At 52.4% G+C, this 22,692-nt stretch carries 18 protein-coding genes and 1 pseudogene; 15 read left to right on the forward strand and 4 right to left on the reverse strand.

Annotated features, from left to right (window positions below):
- Positions 1 to 53: 53 nt before the first annotated feature.
- Positions 54 to 812, reverse strand: a complete 759-nt coding sequence (locus tag GT019_RS14030) for an MBL fold metallo-hydrolase (RefSeq protein WP_161743802.1) — start codon at positions 810 to 812, stop codon at positions 54 to 56.
- A gap of 141 nt (positions 813 to 953) precedes the next feature.
- Between GT019_RS14030 and GT019_RS14035 the strand changes: the two genes are divergently transcribed.
- Together GT019_RS14035 and msrA are read left to right on the forward strand one after the other, a co-directional pair.
- Positions 954 to 1,391: an Lrp/AsnC family transcriptional regulator gene (locus tag GT019_RS14035; RefSeq protein ID WP_161743803.1), complete on the forward strand. Its 438-nt coding sequence runs from the start codon at positions 954 to 956 to the stop codon at positions 1,389 to 1,391.
- A 65-nt stretch (positions 1,392 to 1,456) separates the two neighbouring features.
- Entirely contained in the window at positions 1,457 to 2,092 is a 636-nt protein-coding gene (gene msrA / locus GT019_RS14040; RefSeq protein ID WP_161743804.1) for a peptide-methionine (S)-S-oxide reductase MsrA, read from the forward strand.
- 67 nt (positions 2,093 to 2,159) lie between these two features.
- On the opposite strand, the gene GT019_RS14045 is transcribed toward msrA, so the two are convergent.
- Positions 2,160 to 2,972, reverse strand: coding sequence for a BclA C-terminal domain-containing protein (locus tag GT019_RS14045; protein ID WP_235947937.1), 813 nt, complete (start codon positions 2,970 to 2,972; stop codon positions 2,160 to 2,162).
- A gap of 383 nt (positions 2,973 to 3,355) precedes the next feature.
- Between GT019_RS14045 and GT019_RS14050 the strand changes: the two genes are divergently transcribed.
- From GT019_RS14050 to GT019_RS14075, 6 genes are all read left to right on the forward strand, one after another.
- Positions 3,356 to 4,861 (forward strand): YVTN family beta-propeller repeat-containing protein, encoded by a 1,506-nt coding sequence (locus GT019_RS14050; protein WP_161743806.1) that lies wholly within the window; start codon positions 3,356 to 3,358, stop codon positions 4,859 to 4,861.
- 634 nt (positions 4,862 to 5,495) lie between these two features.
- Entirely contained in the window at positions 5,496 to 6,029 is a 534-nt protein-coding gene (locus GT019_RS14055) for a hypothetical protein (protein ID WP_161743807.1), read from the forward strand.
- A gap of 214 nt (positions 6,030 to 6,243) precedes the next feature.
- A complete protein-coding gene (locus GT019_RS14060; protein WP_161743808.1) occupies positions 6,244 to 6,672 on the forward strand; it encodes an FMN-binding protein in 429 nt (142 codons plus the stop codon).
- Positions 6,672 to 7,568 carry an FAD:protein FMN transferase gene (locus tag GT019_RS14065; protein ID WP_161743809.1) on the forward strand — a complete coding sequence of 299 codons (897 nt, stop codon included), beginning with the start codon at positions 6,672 to 6,674 and terminating at the stop codon, positions 7,566 to 7,568. The genes GT019_RS14060 and GT019_RS14065 overlap by 1 nt, the downstream gene beginning before the upstream one ends.
- Entirely contained in the window at positions 7,569 to 8,396 is an 828-nt protein-coding gene (locus GT019_RS14070) for an RnfABCDGE type electron transport complex subunit D (protein ID WP_161743810.1), read from the forward strand.
- The gene (locus GT019_RS14075; protein ID WP_161743811.1) at positions 8,393 to 9,013 is read left to right on the forward strand and encodes a hypothetical protein; all 621 of its coding nucleotides are present in this window, start codon (positions 8,393 to 8,395) and stop codon (positions 9,011 to 9,013) included. Before GT019_RS14070 ends, GT019_RS14075 begins: the two co-directional genes overlap by 4 nt.
- A gap of 12 nt (positions 9,014 to 9,025) precedes the next feature.
- Here GT019_RS14075 and GT019_RS14080 read toward each other — a convergent pair whose 3' ends face one another.
- Together GT019_RS14080 and GT019_RS14085 are read right to left on the reverse strand one after the other, a co-directional pair.
- A complete protein-coding gene (locus tag GT019_RS14080) occupies positions 9,026 to 10,270 on the reverse strand; it encodes a sensor histidine kinase (RefSeq protein WP_161743812.1) in 1,245 nt (414 codons plus the stop codon).
- Complete coding sequence (locus GT019_RS14085; RefSeq protein ID WP_161743813.1) at positions 10,260 to 10,946, reverse strand: response regulator transcription factor; 687 nt, start codon at positions 10,944 to 10,946, stop codon at positions 10,260 to 10,262. Before GT019_RS14085 ends, GT019_RS14080 begins: the two co-directional genes overlap by 11 nt.
- Before the next feature lie 139 nt (positions 10,947 to 11,085).
- On the opposite strand from GT019_RS14085, the gene GT019_RS14090 reads away from it, so the two are divergent.
- From GT019_RS14090 to GT019_RS14120, 7 genes and pseudogenes are all read left to right on the forward strand, one after another.
- Entirely contained in the window at positions 11,086 to 11,811 is a 726-nt protein-coding gene (locus GT019_RS14090; protein ID WP_161743814.1) for a VIT1/CCC1 transporter family protein, read from the forward strand.
- 124 nt (positions 11,812 to 11,935) lie between these two features.
- A complete protein-coding gene (locus GT019_RS14095) occupies positions 11,936 to 12,454 on the forward strand; it encodes a ferritin-like domain-containing protein (protein ID WP_235947954.1) in 519 nt (172 codons plus the stop codon).
- A gap of 278 nt (positions 12,455 to 12,732) precedes the next feature.
- The gene (locus GT019_RS14100) at positions 12,733 to 13,599 is read left to right on the forward strand and encodes an SDR family oxidoreductase (protein WP_161743815.1); all 867 of its coding nucleotides are present in this window, start codon (positions 12,733 to 12,735) and stop codon (positions 13,597 to 13,599) included.
- Positions 13,600 to 14,116: 517 nt separating this feature from the next.
- Positions 14,117 to 15,193, forward strand: coding sequence for an alpha/beta fold hydrolase (locus GT019_RS14105; protein ID WP_161743816.1), 1,077 nt, complete (start codon positions 14,117 to 14,119; stop codon positions 15,191 to 15,193).
- 852 nt (positions 15,194 to 16,045) lie between these two features.
- Entirely contained in the window at positions 16,046 to 21,727 is a 5,682-nt protein-coding gene (locus GT019_RS14110; protein WP_161743817.1) for a tandem-95 repeat protein, read from the forward strand.
- A gap of 198 nt (positions 21,728 to 21,925) precedes the next feature.
- A pseudogene (locus GT019_RS31970) lies at positions 21,926 to 22,302 on the forward strand (sensor histidine kinase).
- A 13-nt stretch (positions 22,303 to 22,315) separates the two neighbouring features.
- The gene (locus tag GT019_RS14120; RefSeq protein ID WP_161743818.1) at positions 22,316 to 22,675 is read left to right on the forward strand and encodes a hypothetical protein; all 360 of its coding nucleotides are present in this window, start codon (positions 22,316 to 22,318) and stop codon (positions 22,673 to 22,675) included.
- Positions 22,676 to 22,692 lie beyond the last annotated feature (17 nt).

The following is a 22,692-nucleotide window of genomic DNA, read 5'->3' on the forward strand; positions in this document are numbered from 1 at the left end:
CCGGTGTCGCTTTATATTCGTTGTCCTATATGCCGCGTCTTGAGATCGGTGTTCTAAAACGCATAGGATTCGCCGTCATTCGGCACGAACACATGAGAAGAGATCCCCTTTTCGGCAAGGAAGCCTTTTAGTTCCGCTCTCGATAAGGTCCAGTGATTCACCGCTTCCATATGGACGGAGATGATGATGGAGCTTGGAGCAGCTTGATAAACATGATGAATATCCTCTTTCCCCATTACTAATGAACCGCCTTGCAGGAATTGATTATCCCCGCCGTTCACGACAATGATCTCGGGTTTATGGGTTTCGAGCACTTCCCGGACGGCATCATGCCATACCGTATCGCCAGCTACGTATAGCGTTTTCTCCTCTGGATTCTTGAATATAACGCCGCACACGCTGCCTGCGAGTGTCAAGATTTCCCCCCGGCCGTGCTCGCCTTCTGTTTTGATAAGCCGAATATCTTCAAAACGCGAATTGTCGCCAAGGATCTCAACGTGCTGGAAACCGGCGTTGCGAACTTCCTTGGCGTCTTTTTCGTTTTGCACGAACATTGGAATGCCTTTTGGCAATACTTCTTTGGCTTTTTGATCAAAATGATCTAAGTGAAGATGAGTTACAATAACGGCATCAACGTTTATAATGTTGTCCAGGGAAGCGGGCAAGCTAACCAACGGATTATTTTGATCCTGTCTTAGCGAATTAGGGAATGGCGGATAAGCTCCCCGGTCGCCCAAGAATGGATCTACTAAAAACTTTTTGCCTGCATATTCAACGACCAACGTCGCATTTCGTATCAATGTCACTTTCATCATAATAGCCCCTTTACTTGATTATGCTGTTATTGTATCGGAAGCACGTCTTTACTAACATGGCTTCTTTCAAGTCTTTTGACGTTTTTGCTTGAGATTTGAAAAATCCGTGATGTCAAAAGCAACTACAGGAGGACTCCGATGGATCAAACCGACTCGATTATCTTGGCCGAACTAGCCCGAAATAGTCGCATCACGATGAAGGAATTAGGGGAAAAGGTCCATTTGACCGGACAAGCAGCCGCAACCCGCGTTGCGAAGCTGGAGGATACCGGCGTCATTGAAGGCTACACAATTAAAGTAAATCAATCTAAATTAGGCTGCGCTATGCACGCCTTTATTACGATTTTCACCAAATCGCGCAATCATCAGCCATTGCTTGCTTTTATTGCATCTCAAGATCACTATGTAATGCATACCTACAAAATTAGCGGCGATGGATGTTATCTGCTAGAGTGTCGGTTCCCCTCGAACGAACGCGTCGATCAATTTCTGAATGGATTGAATGAACATGCAAACTACAAACTATCGATGGTCATCAAGAAAACAAGCGCGGAATCATCGTTCGAATTAAGATGAATTTGTATTTACGGGAAGGCGAGCTAGAGCGCCGCGAAGGTAGAAGGCTAATGGAGGTGGCTGCGATGAATGACGACAACATAAGCACGGTGACGCTTGGGATGGGATGCTTTTGGAGCCCTGACGCTTTGTTCGGACAAATGAGAGGAATCATTAGAACCCGCGTCGGCTATGCCGGAGGAACCCTGGATCATCCTACTTACCGGCAGCTTGGGGACCATACGGAAACGGTCGAATTGGATTTCGATCCTCGGATCCTCTCCTTGGAGAAGGTTCTGGATGTATTTTGGCGTAACCACAATCCGTTCAATATCAACGATTATAAAGGCCGTCAGTATCAATCCTTGGTTTTGTATCGCGACCTGGATCAGCAAAGCGTCATTCAGAACGTCAAGAACATGCAGGAAGAGCACGGAAATAGAAAGCTTGATACCGAGATTGCGCCCTTTAACCGCTTCTACCTTGCCGAGGATCGACATCAGAAATATTATTTGAAGCGCTATCCGAATGCAATCGATGAGCTGAGCAATCTCTATCCGTCCCCCCAAGAACTGACGGACGCAACCTTGGCAGCAAGGCTGAACGGATTGGCCAAAGGGTATGTCAATCTGCAAGCGATCCTAGACGAAATCCGTGCATGGCCGATCGACGAGGAGGAAAAAGGAAACATGCTCCAAATTATCCAACGCATTAGATGGTGATTGAAAAGAAAGTTAAACAAGCTGACCCCGGTAAATTACCGGGGCCAGCTTGTTTAGCAGGATTTTTCTAACTTAATTTTTTGATAATCACTGAAGCGTTTACGTTGGTTTGCGTGCCGCCTGCCAATGTCTGAAGCGTTACCGCTGCCGCCGAACTATGGTTTCGTAACGTAAGCACATCGCCAGCCGACATGGCGATAATCGCCTGCCCGTTATTCTGCTGCGTGCCGGCACCCGAGCCGTACAGGGTTCCCGGAAACAGATTGCCATTTATGAAGAGCGCGAATTGACCGGGTTCCACGCCCGAGACGGAGAAAGCAACTTCGTAGCTGCCAGGGCTGACAACCGCAATCTCAGAGCTGCCGGGTGCATGAAGGATGCCGGGCGTGAGTATACCGTTGGTATCGAAAATCACGTCTTCTTCTATGGCGACAACTCGCCCGGTCAAATTGTAAATATAACCGAACTCGGATACGAACGCGGGACCCGTAGCACCTGTTGCGCCTGTAGCGCCTGTAGCACCTGTAGCGCCAGCAGGTCCAGCCGGCCCGGTGGCACCGATAGCGCCGACTGCCCCTGCAGTTCCAACCGTACCTGCGGCACCGACACTGCCGGCAGATCCCACAGCTCCGACGCTTCCGGCGGTGCCGACAGAACCGGCGCTGCCTACCGTTCCAGCAGCGCCTACACTACCGGCAGCCCCAACGGCTCCGGCTGTATCGATGGCGCTTTGGGGAATGTTTACCTGTACGATTTGTTTCTTGACGATAATTTTTCCGCAACAGCAGCTTTTCTTCGATTGGCGCTTTTTCTTAGTCGGGCATGCAGCGCCCGTTTTCTTTTTGCAGCCTTTTTTTGGTTTTACCGAAGGACAACCCAATGACAGCACCTCCATTAGAATTGCTGTATAGTATGACTTTTATCTAGTAGGGGCATGGATAGATGTCTTTTAGGTAGTAGACTGCCATCCATTTCTTTTAAAGATAGGCTTTTGCTTAGGGGAGTACGCCTGGAAGTAACTAAAAATGCTTTCCTAGTCACTCACCATAATTTTTTTATTTGCATATATTGTGAGTGGACAATCCATTACTATTTTCTAAGACCCTCGATTGAGGGTCTTTTTTTTGTGCGGTTTATCATTACTGGACGGATAATAGGGGGAAACAACCTATTTTTTATTAAGTAGACCGATGTCTATGAATTGCCCATTCATTCAATAGATGAACGCCATACAATGGTAGGTGTCTATAAGGAGGTGTAGGAATGAGTCATCCAATCCATCGGCATAAACGAGGGATGAAAAATAAGATCGTTCAAAAACCCCTCTCTAATAGGAAAAAGCGAACTCCGAAGAAAGGTTTCTTTTGCAGAAAAATCGTTGCCAGAAAGCAAATCATTCATGTAACGATTCCTCAAGGAGCACTAGGGGCAGTAGGCGCGGTGGGTGCAGCGGGAAGTGTCGGTTCGGCAGGTACGGTCGGCGCCGCGGGTGCGGTCGGTCCGGCCGGCACGGTTGGCGAAGCGGGTAGCGTCGGTACCGCGGGCACGGTCGGTCCGGCAGGAGCGGTAGGTGCCGCGGGCAGCGTGGGCTTTGCGGGGATGGTAGGCGCAGCAGGAGCAGTAGGTACCGCCGGAGCAGTAGGAGCCGCAGGGGAAGTAGGCGCCGCAGGGGCCGTAGGCGTGGCTGGGGCGGTAGGTGCCGCCGGCGTGGTTGGACCTACAGGTCCCGCAGGACCAGCCGGCACGGTCGGTCCTGCAGGAGCAGTAGGCGCAACTGGAGCAGTAGGCGCAACGGGAGCAGTAGGCGCAACTGGAGCAGTAGGCGCAACGGGGGACGTAGGTCCGCAAGGGCCGCAAGGGCCGGCCGGTTCGCTATCGGTCAATCGTATTTATGTGGCTAACTTCAATAGTAACGATGTATCCGTAATAGACGGGATAACGAACGCGCTCATTGCTACGATTCCGGTTGGAGTTAATCCCGCGGGAATAGACGTTAACTCGTTAACCAATCGAATCTATGTTGCAAATGTAAACAGCAGTGAAGTTTCCGTCATTGACGGATTAACCAATACCGTAATCGCCACCGTACCTGCAGGGGATGGATCCGGGGATGTGACCGCCAACCCGGCTACGAACGCGATTTATACTGTGAATTTCAATAGTAATGACGTCACGGAGATTGAAGGTTTGACCAATACCGTCGTGACCACCTTTACGCCCGTTGGAGGGAATCCTTTTCCTACGGGGATAGCCGTCAATCCGTTGACCAATCGGATCTATATCGCCAATTTCAATTCCGATATCGTAACGGTGGTCGATGGCGCGAACAATACGGTTATCGCCAACATTCCAGTCGGGGTTAATCCATTCCGCGTAGGAGTCGACCCGGCTACAAATCTAATTTATGTTTCGAATTTTACCAGTAATTTTGTTTCCGTCATTAATGGCGCTACCAATGTCGTAGTCACAAACGTTCCTGTTGGGATTACGCCGGGCGAAGTTGGGGTTAATGCTTCGACGAATGCGATCTACGTCCCCAATCGAGATACGGATGACGTGTCGGTAATAAGCGGACTAACGAACACCGTTATCGCCACGATTCCGGTTGGAAATAATCCGAATGGGGTAGGCGTCAATCCAATCACGAATCGGATCTATGTCACCAATCAAGATGATAATAACATGTCGGTAATCGATGGAGTAACCCAAACGGTGATTGCCACGATCCCGACAGGGGCGCGTCCATTCGCGGTAGGTATCAATCCTTAGGAATTAACGATGGGGCGGTGATTCGTATGAAGGAAGTTCGATCGGCGAATGAATTATGGGAACGGTTGTCTAAACTGACAAAAGAAGATTTTCTATGTCATGTCTTGATCCCCGGGATTGGAACATTCGTTATTGTATTGCAAGGCAATCATTATGATCAAGGATTGTTGGATGAAGAAAAGGAACCGCCCACCATGTCAGCATCCGAGCTTTCGAGAAATCCATATCTCCTAGATTGATTAGCTACTGCAAGCTTTTAAAAACGTATCTAAGGGCCATACAAAAAGCCGGCGTATCAATTGATCCGCCAATGCTTAAAATGGTGCTTAAATGTTCAAACGAATTTTTGGAGCTTTTCTTTATGACAATTGCAATAAGTAAGGAAGCAAAAGCCGCTTACCGGGCAAAACCCGGCATGCGGCTTTACTATTGCAGGCAGAATCCTTCGTTACCCGATTGTAACTGTTTCGTTCCCGTTCTGTCATTCTTGTCGAGGCCGAGTTGGGTAAGATGAGGTTGTAAATCAACCGTCGCTTGTCTCCAAATAAAATAAGAGGTGAAATACAATGTGTTGATCAAATCGAACATTCGTATAAATAAGCCGCAATATAAACAAAATTAGGAGGAAATGAACATGAAAAAGAAGAACAAGGGAGCCGCGGCGCTGCTGCTGCTGCTGGCTGTCGTCGCCGTATCCGTGCCTGCCGTGGTGTCCGCAAACAGAGCGAATCATGCTGAACAGGCAGTGCCCGTCGTCGCGCAAACGAATCAAGTCGAGCAAACCGTCTATGAGAATACCCAGTATGGCTTCCGATTTACGCTGCCGGACAGCTGGAAAGGGTACACGATCGTAACGGACAATTGGAAAGGTCAGGATGCGACTGACGGCAAGGTCGTTGAAAGCGGCGCGTCCATCAGTATCCGCCATCCCGAATGGACAGCTGACAAGCCTAGACAGGACATCCCGATTTATGTCTTTACGATCGATCAATGGAACGCGCTTCAGCAGGAGAAGTTTTTCATCGGCGCGGCGCCAATGGGACCAAGCGAGCTAACTCGCAATGACAAATACGTGTTCGCGCTTCCGGCGCGCTATAACTTTGCTTACCCTGAAGGCTACCAAGAAGTGGAAGACATCTTGAACGCCAATCCCATTCAACCGCTGTAATCGAATAGCAAAGCAAGAAGGATCCGCCGAAACGGCGGGTTCTTTTTTTATGACTGCCAAGCAACCATGTTAGCTGTTCATTAGAACTTATCCGCCAGTTTGTTTTCGCAAGTTGAACGGCCAAATAGTTGGTCCGATTTTAAAAGAATCGCAATGTTCGACGTCTATACTAAAACTGTAGAGGAGCTAAATGAAACGGACAGGAGGTTAAGGAATGGCTAACATGAGCAAAAAATGGATTGTTCTTTGTACAGCGGCAATTGCGACCGTATATGCTGCCGGATATTGGGATACCGAATCGCAAGCAACCATTCCAAACGCTGCCGCCGATGATCAAGTCCTGCAGGCAGCATCGTCGGAGCCTTCGATAAACAATACGTACAAGGACGGCATTTATTCAGGCACGGGTATGAACCGCCGCGGTTCGATTCAAGTAACGATCACGATCGAACAGGATCGGATCATGGATGTGGAAATCAGCGACTTCGCCATGCATTATTCAGAAAGCGATATTGTCGGGCTCCCTGACGAAGTGACGCAATCGCAAAGCGCGACGGTGGATAATGTATCCGGCGCGACATACAGCACGGCTGCATTTGAAGATGCCGTGCAAGACGCGCTCGCTCAGGCGGCAATTCATTGATGGATACGTTAAGCAAAGCGAAATTGGCTATGGATACGGTCATCCGGATCAAAGTGGTCCCGGGCCATCACCGATTATTGCAAGAAGCGGAAGAAAGAATCAACCGAGCCTTCATGGTCTTTCGAAGCATCGAACAGGCTTGCAGTCGTTTCGATGTCAATAGTGAGCTCATGAGGGCATGCCGGGAAACGGGGAGACCTGTTCCTATCAGCCCTCGATTATTCGAACCGCTTAAATTCGCGTTAGCCATGGCCGAGGTGACTGACGGCGCATTCGATCCAACCGTAGGTCTGGCGCAGGAGGAGCTTGGATTTAACCGTCATTACTTAACCGGTGAAACCGCTCGAAGCACTGCTGACCGGCTAGCTTCGTTCAGGGATATTGTTTTGAACGAACGGGACCGGACGTTGTTTTTGCGTACACCGCTCGTCATCGATCTTGGCGCCGTAGCCAAAGGATTTGCTATTGATTTGGCTGCAAGTGAATTGAAGGATTTCGCCGGTTTCATGATCGACGCGGGCGGAGATCTGTATGCCGGAGGGTTGAACGAACGGGGAGAGCTATGGCAGGTAGGCATTCGTCACCCGATTTACAAACATTCCTGTTTGCAGACTCTCGACATTTCCAATCAGTCGATCTGCACATCAGGCGGCTACGAACGCAAAAGTCCGCTAATGAAAGGCGTTCATCATATCATCGATCCCAAATCGCGTCGCTCGCCAAATGAATGGATCAGCTGCAGTATCATCGCTCCTTTTGCGATGATGGCGGACGCATTTTCGACCGCTGCTTTTCTGATGAACGCCGAGAACGGAGAACGATTAATCGAACAAGCCGGTATAAGCGGCATTATGATGTCATCGAACTTTCGGATCGTCAATGTAGGAGGGATATAAATGAAGACCGGACAATGGCTAAAATCGCCGAAGGGGCAGCTAACCTCCATTTTGGCCGTCAATCTGATCTTAGCCGTCGGTGCCTCGCGTGATTGGAAGGGCATACTAATCGCGGGCGTGGCCGTTGCCTTCGCCGTGTTGACAGATATCCTTATTGGTTCGATCAAGAAAAGGAAAAGAATGGTACCGGATGGAGCGGTCATAACCGGCTTGATCCTAGCATCGGTCATGGGAACGCATACTTCATGGACAATCGCCGCGGCCATGACCATGATTGCGATCGCATCCAAGCATCTGATTGCGCACAAGAAGAAACCGGTGTTCAACCCGGCCGTCGTGGGGCTGCTGCTTGCGATTCCTTTGTTCCACGCAGAGCAAAGCTGGTGGGGGGCTTTCGGAGATTCACCTGCTTGGACCATTGCGCTTTTAGTGGCCGAGGGATATTGGATCACGAACAGGGTACGCAAATTCCCGCAGGCATTTTCGTTTTTCGGTACGTATTTCTTGATCATGCTCGTCATGGGCATGTTTCATGTCGGCGATGCGTCAGATGCATGGCGTGCGCCATTTATTAACGGTGCTTTGTTTTTTGGTTTCTTTATGATGACCGATCCGCCGACGTCTCCTGCAAAAGCAATGGATCAGGTGATTTACGGCGTCATTATAGGAACAGCGGGAGCTGTTGTATATAGCATTTTCGGAGGGCTCATCTATTTCTTCATCGGCCAGCTCGCAGGTAATCTCTATTACTTCTTGAAGGTTCGATGGCCGAATCATAAGAAACAAACCCGACAACCAGTCAATTTTCAAAAAAGGAGTTCATTATGAGTCGAAAAAAAACCGTTTGGATACCAGCCGTCTTGTCGGTCATAATCGCAATCCTGTTCGTCGCTTACTATCTTTATACATGGTCGTCACACGGCAGGGGAATGGTAGAACCTCATCCTCCGAAGGGAGGAGAAGGTGAACGCGCCGCGGGACTCTTTTCTACCATGGGAACCATGGCGCTCTACATTGCGGCGGCGGGCTTTTCCTGGTTTTGGTTCAAGAAGAAGCTCAGGTCGCCAGCGAAATGGGTTCGTCTAGCCGGCAAGATATTCCATGCCGCTCACAAATGGCTGGGATGGCTGACATTGCTCCTCATTGCCATTCATGGCGCCTTCTTCTTGGTAACCAAGCTCCATGATAAGCATATTTTTACCGGTTTGGCGGCCTTCGCGATTTTGTTGGCCATTGCAGGATATGGATATTCGATCCCAGTAATTAGAAACATATGGATGAGAAGGGTGCACCGGACGTTGGGAATCGTTTGGATCCCACTATTGTGGTTGCATGCGGGCGGTTCTGCCATCATCGCGGTTATCGCGACGCTAGCGGTTGGCGGAATTGCGGCGATGCTCCACAAGAAAGCGGTTAAGGATGCGCGCGCAATTCAAGATCGATGAGCAGGCAAGGCGTTAATCGTATTTCTTCCTTGGAAGACGCAGCTCGACGATAGTTCCTTCGTTAACGGTCGATTCAATCGAAATGGTACCCCCATGTGCATACGCGATCCAGTGGGCGATGGACAAGCCAAGCCCGGTCCCGCCTTCGGCGCGCGACCGGGCTTGATCTCCGCGATAAAAACGGTCGAATACGAAAGGCAGATCCCGATCGGCAATTCCGCAGCCATTATCGGAAACGCGAATAACGAGGAAGCTCGTTTGAATGCGAGTCCGGATTTCAACAGTACCCGATTCAGGCGTGTATTTAAGCGCATTATCCATCAAGATAATTAGCAGTTGGCGAATGCGTCCTTCGTCGCCCCAAAAAAGAACCGGTTGTTCCGCGGCATACCGAACGGTAACATTCTTGGTTTCGGCCAAGAGCCGGAACCGCTCCGCAATCTCCTGCACCAATTCATCGAGTTTGAAAAACGAGGACTGGAGCTGTAATTGGTTGGAATCGGATCGCGCCAATGTCAGCAGATTGTCAAGCAATCGATTCATGCGGTTGCTTTCTTTCAAAATGGCGGCGATTTGATCGGCTTCTTGTTCGATGGAATGCGCGGGATTCCGGAGCAGCAGCTCCGTCTGGGCGTGAATGATCGCGGTCGGCGTGCGAAGCTCATGCGAGGCGTCCGCAACGAAGCGCTGCTGCTTCTCCCAAGACTTGCGAATCGGTACGAGGGAGCGACCGGCAAGAAAGAATCCCGTAAGCACGGATATCAGCACGCCGGCGATGATGGCTGAAATAATATCCATCTTCAATGCATGCAACGTGCTTCGCGCATCATCCAGGCTTCTGACGATGCCGATGGAAGCGATAGCATGCGACGATTGCTTGAAAACAAGTATACGGTAATGGTGGCCACCTGCAGCCAGCGTACGAAGAGACGAAGCTTCGAAAGCGGGCTTGAAGAATGAGACAATCGAATCCGGAAAAGATTGCTGGGGCATTTGTCCGATTAGTTTCCCTTGCCTATTCCAGAACAAATAAGTGGTCGTCTCATCCTGCGCGGGATCGGGACGACCGGATTGCAGCAGCGCGGACAAATCGGCGAAGGATTGAATACGCGCCTGCGCCAACTTCAAAATCTCGTCCGTATCGTGGTATAAGCGATACCGCATGTGGGCATAAATCAACGTGCTAAGCAAGGCGAGAACGATAAGAATGACCGTAGCATTCACGACAACAAGCTTTTTGCGAATTTTAGCGAACATCGGACTCGCCTTTCAGGAGATAACCGACTCCGCGAATCGTCCGGAGGAGTGATTCCGCTCCATGAGCAGAAAGCTTCTTGCGCAGATGATGCACGTAGACGTCGACGGCTGTCGCGGCAACTTCCGAATGCATCCCCCAGATTCGGTCGACGATTTGCTCCCGGGTCAGGATCTGGTTCTGATGGCAAAGGAAGTACTCAAGCAAATCATATTCCGTCGCGGTCAAATTCAACGAACATTCTCCGGCGTATGCATCTCGGGTGGAGAGAATCAATCGTATCGGGCCGCAATTAAGTTCTCCTTCAAGACCTAAGGTCCCCCGGCGCCGGAGTACGGCCCTCGTCCGTGCCAACAATTCCGAGACCGCAAAAGGTTTCGTCACGTAATCGTCCGCTCCCGCGTCGAGTCCGGCTACGCGATCTTCAACGGCATCTTTGGCTGTCAGCATGATAATAGGCACGAGGATGTTTTGTCCTCTTAATTTACGCACGATATCGTAGCCGCTCATTCCAGGCAGCATTACATCAAGAATAATGAGATCATGTATTGCTTGCTGCGCCAAATAATGGCCCTCGTCGCCCGTTTCGGCGCCGTCCGTCTCAAAGGATTCGCTTTCAAATACGTTTCGGATGATTTGGAGGAGGGAAACATCATCTTCAATCACGAGCACGCGCATTCCAATCCCGACCTTCCTTTAGCAACATGCAATTCGATAAATTTCATTATACTGGATCCAGACGAGCGTTACGAATCCGCCAAATATACATAACAGGCAGTCCAATGTAACCATCATGTTATCGAGAAGAGGGATGAAAATGGTCCGTTTCCAAAGGAAAGCGACGGCTTCAGACAAGGATAAGCATATTGAAGCGCACTTCACGGCGTCAGACCTCATTAAAGATATAGTCATTGGGATGGCGGACGGATTAACGGTTCCGTTCGCGCTTGCTGCCGGTCTGTCGGGTACGCTATCCAACTCGAATCTCGTTGTCGTCGCGGGTTTTGCCGAGATCGCCGCGGGTTCCATTGCCATGGGGTTAGGCGGGTACTTAGCGGCGCGTACGGACCATGAACACTATATGGCCGAACTGGAACGCGAACGGTTTGAAATTGTCATGTATCCGGAGAAGGAACGGCAAGAAGTGGCGGATATCTTGCACGCTTGGAATCTGCCCGATTCGGCCATTTCGCAGGCTGTGGACACGATCAGCAAGGATCCCGACCGTTGGATAGATTTTATGATGAAGCATGAATTGGGACTTGAGAAGCCTGAGCCCAAGAGAGCCCGCAACAGTTCATTGACGATAGGGCTTTCATATATAATTGGAGGGATCATACCGCTTGCCCCGTACATCATGATCGCCCGGCCTGAAATGGCATTAATCATATCGGCGGTCGTCACTTTGCTCGCACTATTTGGTTTCGGATACGTTAAGGGAAGGTTTACCGGATCGACGCCGTTCAAGAGCGCATGGCAAACGATGCTAGTGGGGGGGCTAGCCGCGGGCTTTGCATATTTGATATCCAAATGGATCGCGTGATCGCTTAATCGGAAGTCGTTACATCCCCGGGCAGGCAGCTGATTGACTCTTCTTGGACATGGTACGAATGAAGCCGCTCCGAATAAGTTAATTAAAATGGGCTTCATAACTGGAGGAGAACAAATTGAATACTTTCATGCCTGGCATGTATATGCCGGTTTCACCTATACATCCTGCAAGTCAGCATTATTATGGATTCGCAAGGCAACAGCCGATGTCCTATAAATCATTACAGGAGGCGCTTACGCTCGTTAAACAGGCCGTTGCCGGAGAACGGGAAGACGAATTGTTTTATGAATATCTGATTTCCGTGGCGCCTTCCCAAGAAGAGAAAGAAATTATCATTAGCATTCGGAACGACGAACGAAAGCATAATCAAATGTTTCGCAAGATTTATCAGGATTTCACAGGTCAATCGATTGTTGTCCCGGCAAACGCGACATTCGAGAAACCGGTGTCTTACCTTGACGGTATTAGGAAAGCGTTATTCGGCGAACTCGGCGCCGTAGAACGTTATCGTGATATACGCGCAGGACTGCCTACACGTTATTACAGGGACATGGTGTTTGAAATCCTAACCGATGAACAGAAGCATGCAACCAAGTATAACTATATTTTAAATTTGAATGTAAGGTCCGTGTGAAACTCCAAAGATTAGTATAACCTTAGCAGCGAACGAATTCTTGTATCGAAGCCGAACCCGCTTATTCCTTTTAATCAATAAGAATATTACATGAAATGCGTTGGAATAAATAAATGAGATCCAGTATGATGGCATTATTAAATCTCGGGTGGCCAGTTCAGATTAATTGTTCCGATCATGGCAAAGCTAACAGGCGAGTTTGGTCCTACCGGAATAAGCATGATTTGAAAAAGACGAACTGTATGATAGCAGGACGTTACTGCAAAGGAGAAATTAACATGATCCTTATAACTGGAGCAAACGGCAAAACGGGTCGTGCGGTCATCAAAGCTTTGCTTTCTAAAGGAGAGCGGATCAGGGCTTTCGTTCGTCGAACCGAACAAATCGAGGACATTCAATCATTAGGCGAGATGGACGTCGTTACAGGAGATATGCTGGATCAAAAGGCCGTAAACGAGGCCTTAGCCGGCATCAGGGCCGTTTACCACATTTGCTCAGCCATGAATCCCGACGAAGTTCAAATCGGACAAGTTATCATACAAGCAGCTCGCTTGGCCAAGGTTGAGCATTTCGTCTTCCATTCCGTCATCCATCCCGTCATACAAGAAATGCCGCATCATCACAAAAAACTCATGGTTGAGGAGCTCCTGGTGAATTCAGGAATCCCCTATACGATTATTCAGCCAGGCATACTCATGCAGAATATACTCGAGTCTTGGAAGCCGCTTAGCGAGGAGGGTATCTTTCGGCAAAAGTACTTTACGACTCAAGAAACTCACATAGGCATGATTGACTTGGATGACTTAGCCGAGGCAGCTGCAATCATTCTTACTCGTCCGGGACATGCTTGGGCTTCATATGAATTTTCTGGACCCGAAAATTTATCATTGTCTGATATGACAGCGGCAATGGAACAGCATTTCGGCCGTGAAATCAAAGTTGAAACGCCTCCGGACGACATGTTCGCGGCACAATTAAAAAAGCGCGGATCGGGCGACTATCAAATAAATACAACCTTAACGATGTTTCAACATTACAACGAACATGGATCCGTCGGTAATTCGAATGTGCTAACGTGGATATTAGGTCGAAAGCCGAACGATTTTTCATCCTTCATTCTTAGAACCTTAACAAGCAAGAACTGATACGGCAAGAAAGCAACTCGCAGCTACAGCCAATGAAACGCATAAAGGAAAATGAACATACGGGAAGCATTACTCTTGGCATTGCGCATGAAAATAGTCATGCGCAACGACCGAAAGCGATGCTTTTTTTTGTGCATATTCATGACCTTTAACAGATTTGGCACGCCGTGCCGCTTGATAAAATCAAGGTGCAGGAACGAGCGAAGCCGGAAGGCGATTCCTAGCCGATGGAGCTTCGCTGCTGCACGAATACCGCATCGCTGTTCTTTGCTTGATGCCAAAGGGCAAAGCGGATACGGGAGTGAAGCCAAATCATGATAGGGGAGGCCAGAAAAACGAGCGCTTGTTCCCGTCGCGGATTATGAAGTGAATTCGCTGACAAAAGTCCAGTCAAGCGTAATTCGGAAAGGTGCGGTAGTTGCCAGGCTTCGCATACATTGCCCGATAAGGGAAAAGATAGCCGGTGTAAGTCAAGCTCAGGGCATGAATGTGATGCATGTATACGGGAGGGATTACGATGTTGGGTAACCAATCGAGATGGATGTCGAAATGCACGCTAATACTGCTGATTGCGGCATTTATGCTGCTTTCGGCCTGCTCGCGAAACGGCAGCGCGCAAGACGGCGAGCGCGCCGCCGATATTCAGCCAACGCAAGCGGCGTTAACCGCCGCAGCCAAACCGGCGCCCGATAAGTCGTTGTCCGACGAGGAGCTCGTCAAAGAGCTTCCGGGTTTCAAGAACGGCTACAAGGAAGCGAACGGCGTCAAGCTTCACTACGTCGAGGGCGGAAAGGGCGAACCGCTGTTTCTGCTGCCGGGCTGGCCCGTAACCTGGTATTCGTTCCGCAGCATGATGCCGGAGCTCGCCAAGTACTATCATGTCTACGTCGTGGAATACCGGGGCATGGGCAGTTCGGACAAGCCTCAGTCGGGCTATGACAAGAAGACGATGGCAACAGATATTCATGAATTGGCCACAGCGCTCGGATACAAGAGCATCAATATCGCCGGACATGATATCGGCGCGACGATCGCGTACGCCTACGCAGCCAATTACCCGCAAGCCACGAAGAAAGTCGTGCTGATGGATGCATCCCATCCGAACGATAACTTTTTGAAGATCCCGATTTTGCCGCCGCCGGGCGTGTACGACGAGAGCAACCCCGAACGCGCCAAGTTCTACTGGTGGTTTGCCACCAATACTATCCCGGGCTTGTCGGAGCAGATGCTGGAGGGCAAACAGCTGGATCTGGTCTATAATTGGATTTACGATTATATGGGCTACACCAAGGATGCGCTCGGCAAGAAGGAACGCGAGGTTTATCTCGCGGCCTATTCCCGGCCCGATGCGCTTCGCGCCGGCAATGAATGGTACAAGGCGTTCAGGGAAGATATCGAAACGCTGAAAACGTACAAGCCGTTGTCCGTGCCCGCGCTCGGCATCGCCGGCGTATCCGGTTACGCCATGCTGGAACAGTTCTTAAACGAGCATGCGCCGGATTCGAAGACGGTGAAACTGGAGAAAACCGGACATTGGATCATGGAAGAGAATCCGCAAGCGGCCATTAAGCTGTTTAAAGAGTTCTTCCAGTAAACCTTTACGGCATGACGCCGCTGACGGTTCGGGAGGTCTCATGCATGCCCGAATATGTCTTGGAACAACAAGGACATCTCCTGTACCTGCATAACACACTTTCATGTGAACGTGACAACCAAAAGAACCTCACTGTTGAATAGACAGCGGGGTTCTTTTGATTGGCGTCGGTTTGCTGAGGCGCGGGACCATGCGCATCCGAGTCGATTGGAGGATGTTCCAATTTGGCAGGATGTATGAAGCAAAACGATGCCCATAGCTTTCTCCACCTGCATATCCAACCGGGGGACGGGAAGTTAAATGGATACGCCTTTCATTAAACTTTCTGTGTAAGCTTGAGTCATTAATGTGTTTGGACCGTGATGAAAGGGGGATGGCAATGGATCAGCAAAATCCGATTTTCATTCTGACTCAAACCTTTCTCCCATTGGTTCTGGGCTATCTATTGGTCTACAAGGGTATGGAACGAGCGAATCATTGCTTGTCCCGTTTGCGGTTACAAAGGCAGGATGTCCATCGTAAAAGATTAGCGCGAAGCATGTCATGCAACAGGCTACGATTTCGGAAGAATCGGCGGTCAACTAGGAAGCGACTCGAGCCTCTTCAAACGAAGAGGTTTTTTGTGCTGCTTGGCGATCGTCAGGGTCCGCAAATTAGGATCGCCATTTTTCGACTTTAATCTACCATTTAGAGGGAATAATGATATAATTGATTGGGGTTTTATGGTTCTGTAGAACTACTAAATGGGAGAGGTTATAAGCCGAAGGGAGGATTATACGCACGTCTTTATCTTATTCTTGCAAAAAGATTCGGAACTAGGAAGCAACAATGAAAGAGAGGTCATCATTCAACATGGCTAGCACAACACGATTATTTTCGCGCTGGCGGAAGCCGGTCTCCGCGCTTCTGGCAGGCGCGCTGCTGGCAACGTCCGCCGCGATCGTCCCGCCCAAGGCGTTCGCTTCGGTAGCCGAAGGCCTGCAGGTGGTCAATGTCGCCAACAATGTCATGAACTTCGGACAACCCGTGTCTCGTACGGGTACGGATAAGGATTTAGGGGCCGTTTACACGTATGCCAACGTCATTACCAGAGACGGCATTACGGTCGACGCGAAGGTCACGATCGAAGCGCGCAACAGCGCCACGCTCGCCCAGTTCGACAATAACTTCCCGAGCGATGCGGACCTGCAGAAGCGGCTCAATCCATGGGTGACGACTACCGGCGAAGGATCGTTCACTTTGAAGATCGATTTTTACGATCAGGCCACGGGACTGCCCGTACAGCTTCAAAACTTTTACATGACCGTCATCGACGTCGATGGCGACAATTCCAACTCGGAATTTATTGAGGCTTCCGCATTCGCCAGCTACACGCTCAGCAGCAAATATACCTCCTCCTCGAATCCAACGGGCTTGACCGTTTCTTCAGTTACGGGAGGCAAACTTCGCTTCAAGGGCATCCTGGACGGCATCAACGGCACGGTGTTTAACGACCGGGATTCTTTCGTGACCAATTATACGGCGCCAATCAGTTCGATGAAGGTCGTCGTCGGCAATACCGGCACGATGAGCTCTCGCCAGTTCTCGATTAACTTCGGCGCGAGCGGCGTCGGACAGTTCCTGGAACCGATTCAGACGATCAATAACCCCAACGCTCCGACGCTCACGGTCGGCATCGCCGACGGCGGCGATGGCCATTTGACGCCGGGCGCTGATAATCTCGCGCAAGTCATCGTGTCCGGCGACGTGAATCCGGGCGCGGGCAGTTCCGTCACGGGGCAGCCGGTGACGATTATCTTGAAGGACGCGGCAAACGGGACGAAATCGTACTCGGCCAACGTCGACGGCGAAGGCCATTACGAGCTTCCGATCGATCTCGCCGCGTTTCCGAAAGGACCGATTAACGCGGAGGCGAGCGTCGTCAATACGGACGGCAATCCGAGCGCCGTTCCCGCGACGGCGTCCACGATCAAGGACAACACGGCTCCGATCGCGGCCGATATCGCCAAGAACGGATCGGAGGACCAGCCGGTCGCCTTTGCGGCAGCGGACTTCACGAGCCGGTTCACGGACGCGGACGGCGCGGACGTCTTGACGAAGGTGAAGCTCACCGATTTGCCGGAACATGGCACGCTGTATCTGGGCGATACGCCTGTAACCGACGGGCAGGAGATCCTAGCGGCCGAATTGGGTTCGCTGACGTTCTTCCCGGATGAATCCTGGACAGGCAGTACGGGCTTTTCGTGGAACGGCTTCGACGGTTCGACTTACGCTGCCGCGCCTGCGAATGTCGCGATCGCGATCGCCGGCGTGAATCATGCGCCGACGGTGTCGAACATTTCGAAGAACGGTACGGAGGACGAGCCAGTCACGTTCGCTGACGAGGATTTCACAGGCAAATTCAATGATCCGGACGCCAACTCGCTCGCGACCGTGAAAGTCACGAGCCTTCCGGCTCAAGGCATGCTGGCGCTGAGCGGAACGCCGGTTGCCGTCGGTCAAGAAATCCCGGCATCGGAGCTGGATGAACTGACGTTCGTCCCGGCTGAATCCTGGACCGGCAACACCTCCTTCACATGGAACGGCAGTGACGGCATGACCTATGCGTCGGTGCCGGCGAATGTAACGATCACGATCGCGCCGGGCAATGTCGCGCCGACGGTAGCGGACATCGCCAAGAGCGGAACGGAGGACCAACCGGTCGCATTCGCGGCGACAGACTTCACGAGCCAGTTCACCGATCCGGACGAGGACGATGAATTGGTATTCGCGAAGCTGACGAATCTGCCCGCGTACGGCAAGCTGAAGCTTGACGGCACGGATGTGACCGAGGGCCAGGAAATCGCCGCAGGCGACTTGGACAAGCTGTCGTTCGTGCCGGCCGCGAACGTGAGCGGCATCATGACATTCACATGGAACGGCAGCGACGGCAAGCTGTATGCGCCGGCGCCAGCGATCGTGAAGATAACGATTGCTGCAGTCAACGATGTGCCGACAGTGACGGATATCGCGAAGAACGGAGCGGAGGACGAAACGCTGCCGTTTGAAGCAGGCGATTTCACAAGCAAATTTGCCGATATGGACCAATTGGATCGACTGGTTCGCGTGCAATTGACGAGCCTTCCGGCAAACGGAACGCTTAAGCTGAACGGCGAAGCAGTGACCGAAGGGCAAGAAGTCGATGCGGAAGAGCTGTCCGGTCTAACCTTCTTGCCGGCCGCCGATTGGAACGGTACGACGACGTTCCACTGGAACGGCAGCGACGGCAAGGCATACGCTGCCGACGTAGCGACCGTAACGATCACGATCGGCGAAGCGAACGATAAGCCGGTCGCGAATCCGCAGACGGTTGCCGCCGACCAAGAGCTGCCTGCTGTCATCACGCTGTCCGGTTCGGATCCCGAAACACCAGCCGGTGAGCTGACCTACTCGATCGTGACGGGGCCGCAGCATGGCGAAGGAAGTCTGTCCGGCAACGAGTACACGTACACGCCGGCGGACGGCTACACGGGCTCGGATACGCTGACGTTCACGGTGTCCGACGGTACCTTGACCAGCGACCCCGCTACGGTGACGATCACGGTTAACCCGCTGACGCCGCTTGACGGATGGGCGGGCGAACGGAAGCAGAGCGAGACCACGCCATACGTTATCGTGTCTCCCGGCAGCCCGCTGAAGCTGTCCGCGGCAAGCTCGCTCGAGGCGGTCAAAGTGACGGCCACGGTATACGGCACGACGACGGATCTGACGCTGACCAACGCGGACACGGCCGTCGAGGACGGCAAGAAAACATGGGCCGCGACGGGCCACCGTCTGCCGGACACGATTGCGTCCGGCGATTACAGCGTGCAATTCGTCGCGTACGACCGCGACGGCCATGTGCTGCAAACCGAGAAGCCGTCCCGCGTCGGGGAAGATAACGCCTACCACGTTCGGGCGCAGGACAATTTGAAGGGTACGATCTCGGCGCAAGAGAACAACGAGCCGATCGGGGGCGCCAGCGTCGCCTTGTATGATTCCACGGGCACCGTTCCGATCGGAACGCCGTTCGTGACAGCGGCCGACGGCAAATACCAATTTACGAATATCAAGACGGGCAATTACTTGGTGATCGTGAAGAAGGACGGCTTCGGCACGAAGCGCAGCGCGGTCCGCGCGCTGCCGGAGAACCTGACCGATACCGACATCGTCCGGGATTACGAGCTCGTGCCGTTCGCGATGACGCTGTCGGCGTCTCCGAGCGCCATTGTCGGCGACGGCGTTTCGACATCGGCGCTCAAAGCGGTGCTGACCGATAAGGACGGCAAGCCGATTGCCGGGGTAGGAGTCGCCTTCTCCGCGCCTCGCGGCACGTTCGCCGGCGGATCGGAAGCCACGACGGATAAGGACGGCGTCGCCGTCGTCACGTACAAATCGGAGGCCATCGAAGGGATCCTGTCGCAAAACATCGTCGTCACGGCGACGGTCGACGATCCCGAGCATAACCTGTATGCCGTCGATCAGATGATCGTGACGTTCCAGCCGGCGTCCATCAAGGGCGTCATCACGGACAATAACGTCGACGTCGACCATGACGGCAAACCGGATCCGATCGCCGGCGCGGTCGTTCGCATTACGAAGGACTTCGACGGCGACGGCGTCATCGATTTCGCCGGCGAAGCGATCACGAACGCGGACGGCAGCTACAGCATCGCGATTCCGCGCGGCGACGAGGAATACGACGTCGCCATCACGCGGACAATCGAACGGGACGGCCAGCAAAAGACCGTGACGTTCAATCAGAAAGCCCAAGTCGGCGCGGTTACCGGCAGAGGCGAAGAGACGTTCGCTTCCACGAAGACGGTATCCGGGATTATCGGAACCAAGGATTCGAACGGCAAAGCCGTCTTGTCGCCTCCGGTTGCGAGCAACCTGGTCATTTATCTCAAGGACGGCAACGGCGACTACGTGCTTGACGGCGTCACCGGCGAGCCGAAGCGATTCCCGGTCAGGGCGGACGGCGTATTCAGCGCCGATGATCTGGCGGTCGGCACGTACGGCATGGAAGTGCGGTTCGTTCACGCCGACGGCGAGGAAATCATCCTCAACCAGCTGGCGGACGGCTCGCTGCCGAAGGTCGGCGTCACGGACGACGGCCAGCTGAACATCACGCAGGAGCTGATCGACCCGTACGGGACAATCACGAACATCAAGACCGAGAAGGAAATCGAAGGCGCTCACGTCGTGCTGTACTATGCAGATACCCCGCGTAACCGCGGCAAAGGCATCACGCCCGGCACGGAAGTGACGCTGCCCGCGCTGACAGGATTCGCGCCGAACGACAACGCGAACCCGCAGGACAGCAACGCATTCGGTAAATACGCTTATATGGTTTACGGTCATACGGACTATTACTTGATCGCGACGAAAGCCGGGTATTCGACGTATACGAGCCCGACACTGTCCGTCGAAACGGCGATCGTGCGGCACGATTTCGGCATGGCTCCGATCGAATCGCCGCCGTTCGTATCGCCTCCCGTGACGCCGCCCGCGAAGGCGGACGTCGATGCGGCCACCAACCTGCAGCTGGATGGAACGGTGTATCCGGAAGGCAGCAAAGTGCCGGTGGCCGTACAATTCAGCGACCTGTCCGATGCGGCGATCGAAGGCGGCAAGGTGACGCTGCAGCTGCCGGACGGCGTCAAGGTCGACAATGCTGACGGAGGTACGGTAGACGGTGCGGTCATTACGTGGACGATCCCGCATGCCGATCCGTCCAAGACGAACACGTTCCACCCGGTACTTGTTCTGCCGCAAATCGGCGGAAAAACGCAAACGCTCGAGCTGGTCTCGGATTTCCGCTATGATGGCAAGCTGCTGCATCCGGAATGGAGCGCATCGTCCGTGAAACTGACGGTCGTGTCGGACCGGTTCGGCGATCAGGAGCATCAGCGTTACATCCAGGGCTACCCGGACCATATGTTCCATACGGACCGGTCGCTCACTCGCGCGGAGCTGGCGGCGATCATGGCCAGGCTGATCGGCAAATACGACGGAGCGGATCCGGAATACAAGGATGTTCCGACTGCGCACTGGGCATCCGGTTATATCCGCGCGGTAACGGCGGAGGGCTTGTTCCAAGGTTATGAGGACAATCGCTTCTTGCCAGACCAACCGGTGTCGAGAGCGGAACTGACGGCCGTCATGGCTCGGTTCCTTCACCTCAAGACCGGTACGCCGATCGCGCTGCACTTCAAGGACATTCAGGGCAACTGGGCGTCCTCGGCCATCGAAGCGCTGTATCGAAACCACATGATCAGCGGCTACGGGGACGGCACGTTCAAGCCGAACAGCGCGATCAAGCGGGTCGAGGCCGTCGTGCTTATCAATGCGATGCTGTTCCGCGGACCGCTGACGGACATCGATCCGACGTTCCCGGACGTTCCCGCAAGTTTTTGGGGCTTCGGGCAGATCGAAGAAGCGTCGGTCTCGCACGCCTCGAACTGGAATGACGAAGGCCAAGAACATTTTATTAGCAAATTGCAGACCAAGTGAAATAACGCATAAAGCCGCGAACTCGAGTTTTCTTCGAGTATCGCGGCTTTTTGTCGTCTCAGATCGATGAACATGGATCCGCATAATGTCCTGGTCATGGTATGGGCAGGACAACATGCGGACGTAAGCTTTATTGCACAGCCTTCCAAGTCGCAGCTTAACGGTTTATTGCACCGGCACCGGCGGTTGAGGTTGCTTATGCGTAATCGCATCCTTGGCTTCGTTATTTTTCAGGAAAATGCGATCAAATATACCTTATCCGGGGGCACGGTGTCCTTGACGGTGGCGAAACAGGCCGTATTTTCAAAAGACGCGCTCCTGAACGAAGTTAGCGATACGGGAATCGGGATTCCTGAGGAAGAGTTGCGCGAATCTTCGAACGGTTTTATAGGCCTGACAAAACACGCTCGCGGGATATGGGCGGACACGGTCTTGGGCTCGCTATCGCCAAGCAGATCGTGGAGTCATGCGGAGGGACCATAAGCGTAAAGAGCCAGATGGGAGAGGGGAGTTCGTTCAAGGCGGAGCTGCCCATGGCTCGCATGGAGCGCGAAGAGGAATACGGATCTCCATAAGGGAGGTGTTACGATGAGAAAATGGATTCCTATTGCGCTCTTGGTCGCGACGCTGCTCGTTGCTTGCTTGTGTCCGCTGCTGCATGCCGAATCCGCCTCCGATGACAATTATTCATCCGGTCCGGCTATTACCGCGGGCGGCGACGATTACGGCTTCGGCGCGATCGAACTTGGCGCAGCCAAGAACGGCTCGGATGCACCGCATGTTTTATTCTCCTTTGTTTTTCTGCTGCTGCTATTGTCCTCCTCTTTCCCCGAGAGCTGGATAAAGCTCTACTTCCGTTCTCCCGTGCCCATCCTCAAACGATTTTACGTACTCAACCCCGTTCGTTTTCAATCCCGCTATATGAGCTCGCTCTCCGTTCATCTATGATTCTATAGAATGAAAGG

It is taken from the genome of Paenibacillus glycinis (assembly GCF_009909185.1).
Classification (GTDB): Bacteria; Bacillota; Bacilli; order Paenibacillales; family Paenibacillaceae; genus Paenibacillus_Z; species Paenibacillus_Z glycinis.

Bases quoted from the DNA above. Each gene is read 5' to 3' on its own strand.
- GT019_RS14030 (WP_161743802.1), bottom strand. From the start codon at position 812: ATGAAAGTGACATTGATACGAAATGCGACGTTGGTCGTTGAATATGCA.
- GT019_RS14035 (WP_161743803.1), top strand. From the start codon at position 954: ATGGATCAAACCGACTCGATTATCTTGGCCGAACTAGCCCGAAATAGT.
- msrA (WP_161743804.1), top strand. From the start codon at position 1,457: ATGAATGACGACAACATAAGCACGGTGACGCTTGGGATGGGATGCTTT.
- GT019_RS14050 (WP_161743806.1), top strand. From the start codon at position 3,356: ATGAGTCATCCAATCCATCGGCATAAACGAGGGATGAAAAATAAGATC.
- GT019_RS14055 (WP_161743807.1), top strand. From the start codon at position 5,496: ATGAAAAAGAAGAACAAGGGAGCCGCGGCGCTGCTGCTGCTGCTGGCT.
- GT019_RS14060 (WP_161743808.1), top strand. From the start codon at position 6,244: ATGGCTAACATGAGCAAAAAATGGATTGTTCTTTGTACAGCGGCAATT.
- GT019_RS14065 (WP_161743809.1), top strand. From the start codon at position 6,672: ATGGATACGTTAAGCAAAGCGAAATTGGCTATGGATACGGTCATCCGG.
- GT019_RS14070 (WP_161743810.1), top strand. From the start codon at position 7,569: ATGAAGACCGGACAATGGCTAAAATCGCCGAAGGGGCAGCTAACCTCC.
- GT019_RS14075 (WP_161743811.1), top strand. From the start codon at position 8,393: ATGAGTCGAAAAAAAACCGTTTGGATACCAGCCGTCTTGTCGGTCATA.
- GT019_RS14080 (WP_161743812.1), bottom strand. From the start codon at position 10,270: ATGTTCGCTAAAATTCGCAAAAAGCTTGTTGTCGTGAATGCTACGGTC.
- GT019_RS14085 (WP_161743813.1), bottom strand. From the start codon at position 10,946: ATGCGCGTGCTCGTGATTGAAGATGATGTTTCCCTCCTCCAAATCATC.
- GT019_RS14090 (WP_161743814.1), top strand. From the start codon at position 11,086: ATGGTCCGTTTCCAAAGGAAAGCGACGGCTTCAGACAAGGATAAGCAT.
- GT019_RS14100 (WP_161743815.1), top strand. From the start codon at position 12,733: ATGATCCTTATAACTGGAGCAAACGGCAAAACGGGTCGTGCGGTCATC.
- GT019_RS14105 (WP_161743816.1), top strand. From the start codon at position 14,117: ATGTTGGGTAACCAATCGAGATGGATGTCGAAATGCACGCTAATACTG.
- GT019_RS14110 (WP_161743817.1), top strand. From the start codon at position 16,046: ATGGCTAGCACAACACGATTATTTTCGCGCTGGCGGAAGCCGGTCTCC.
- GT019_RS14120 (WP_161743818.1), top strand. From the start codon at position 22,316: ATGAGAAAATGGATTCCTATTGCGCTCTTGGTCGCGACGCTGCTCGTT.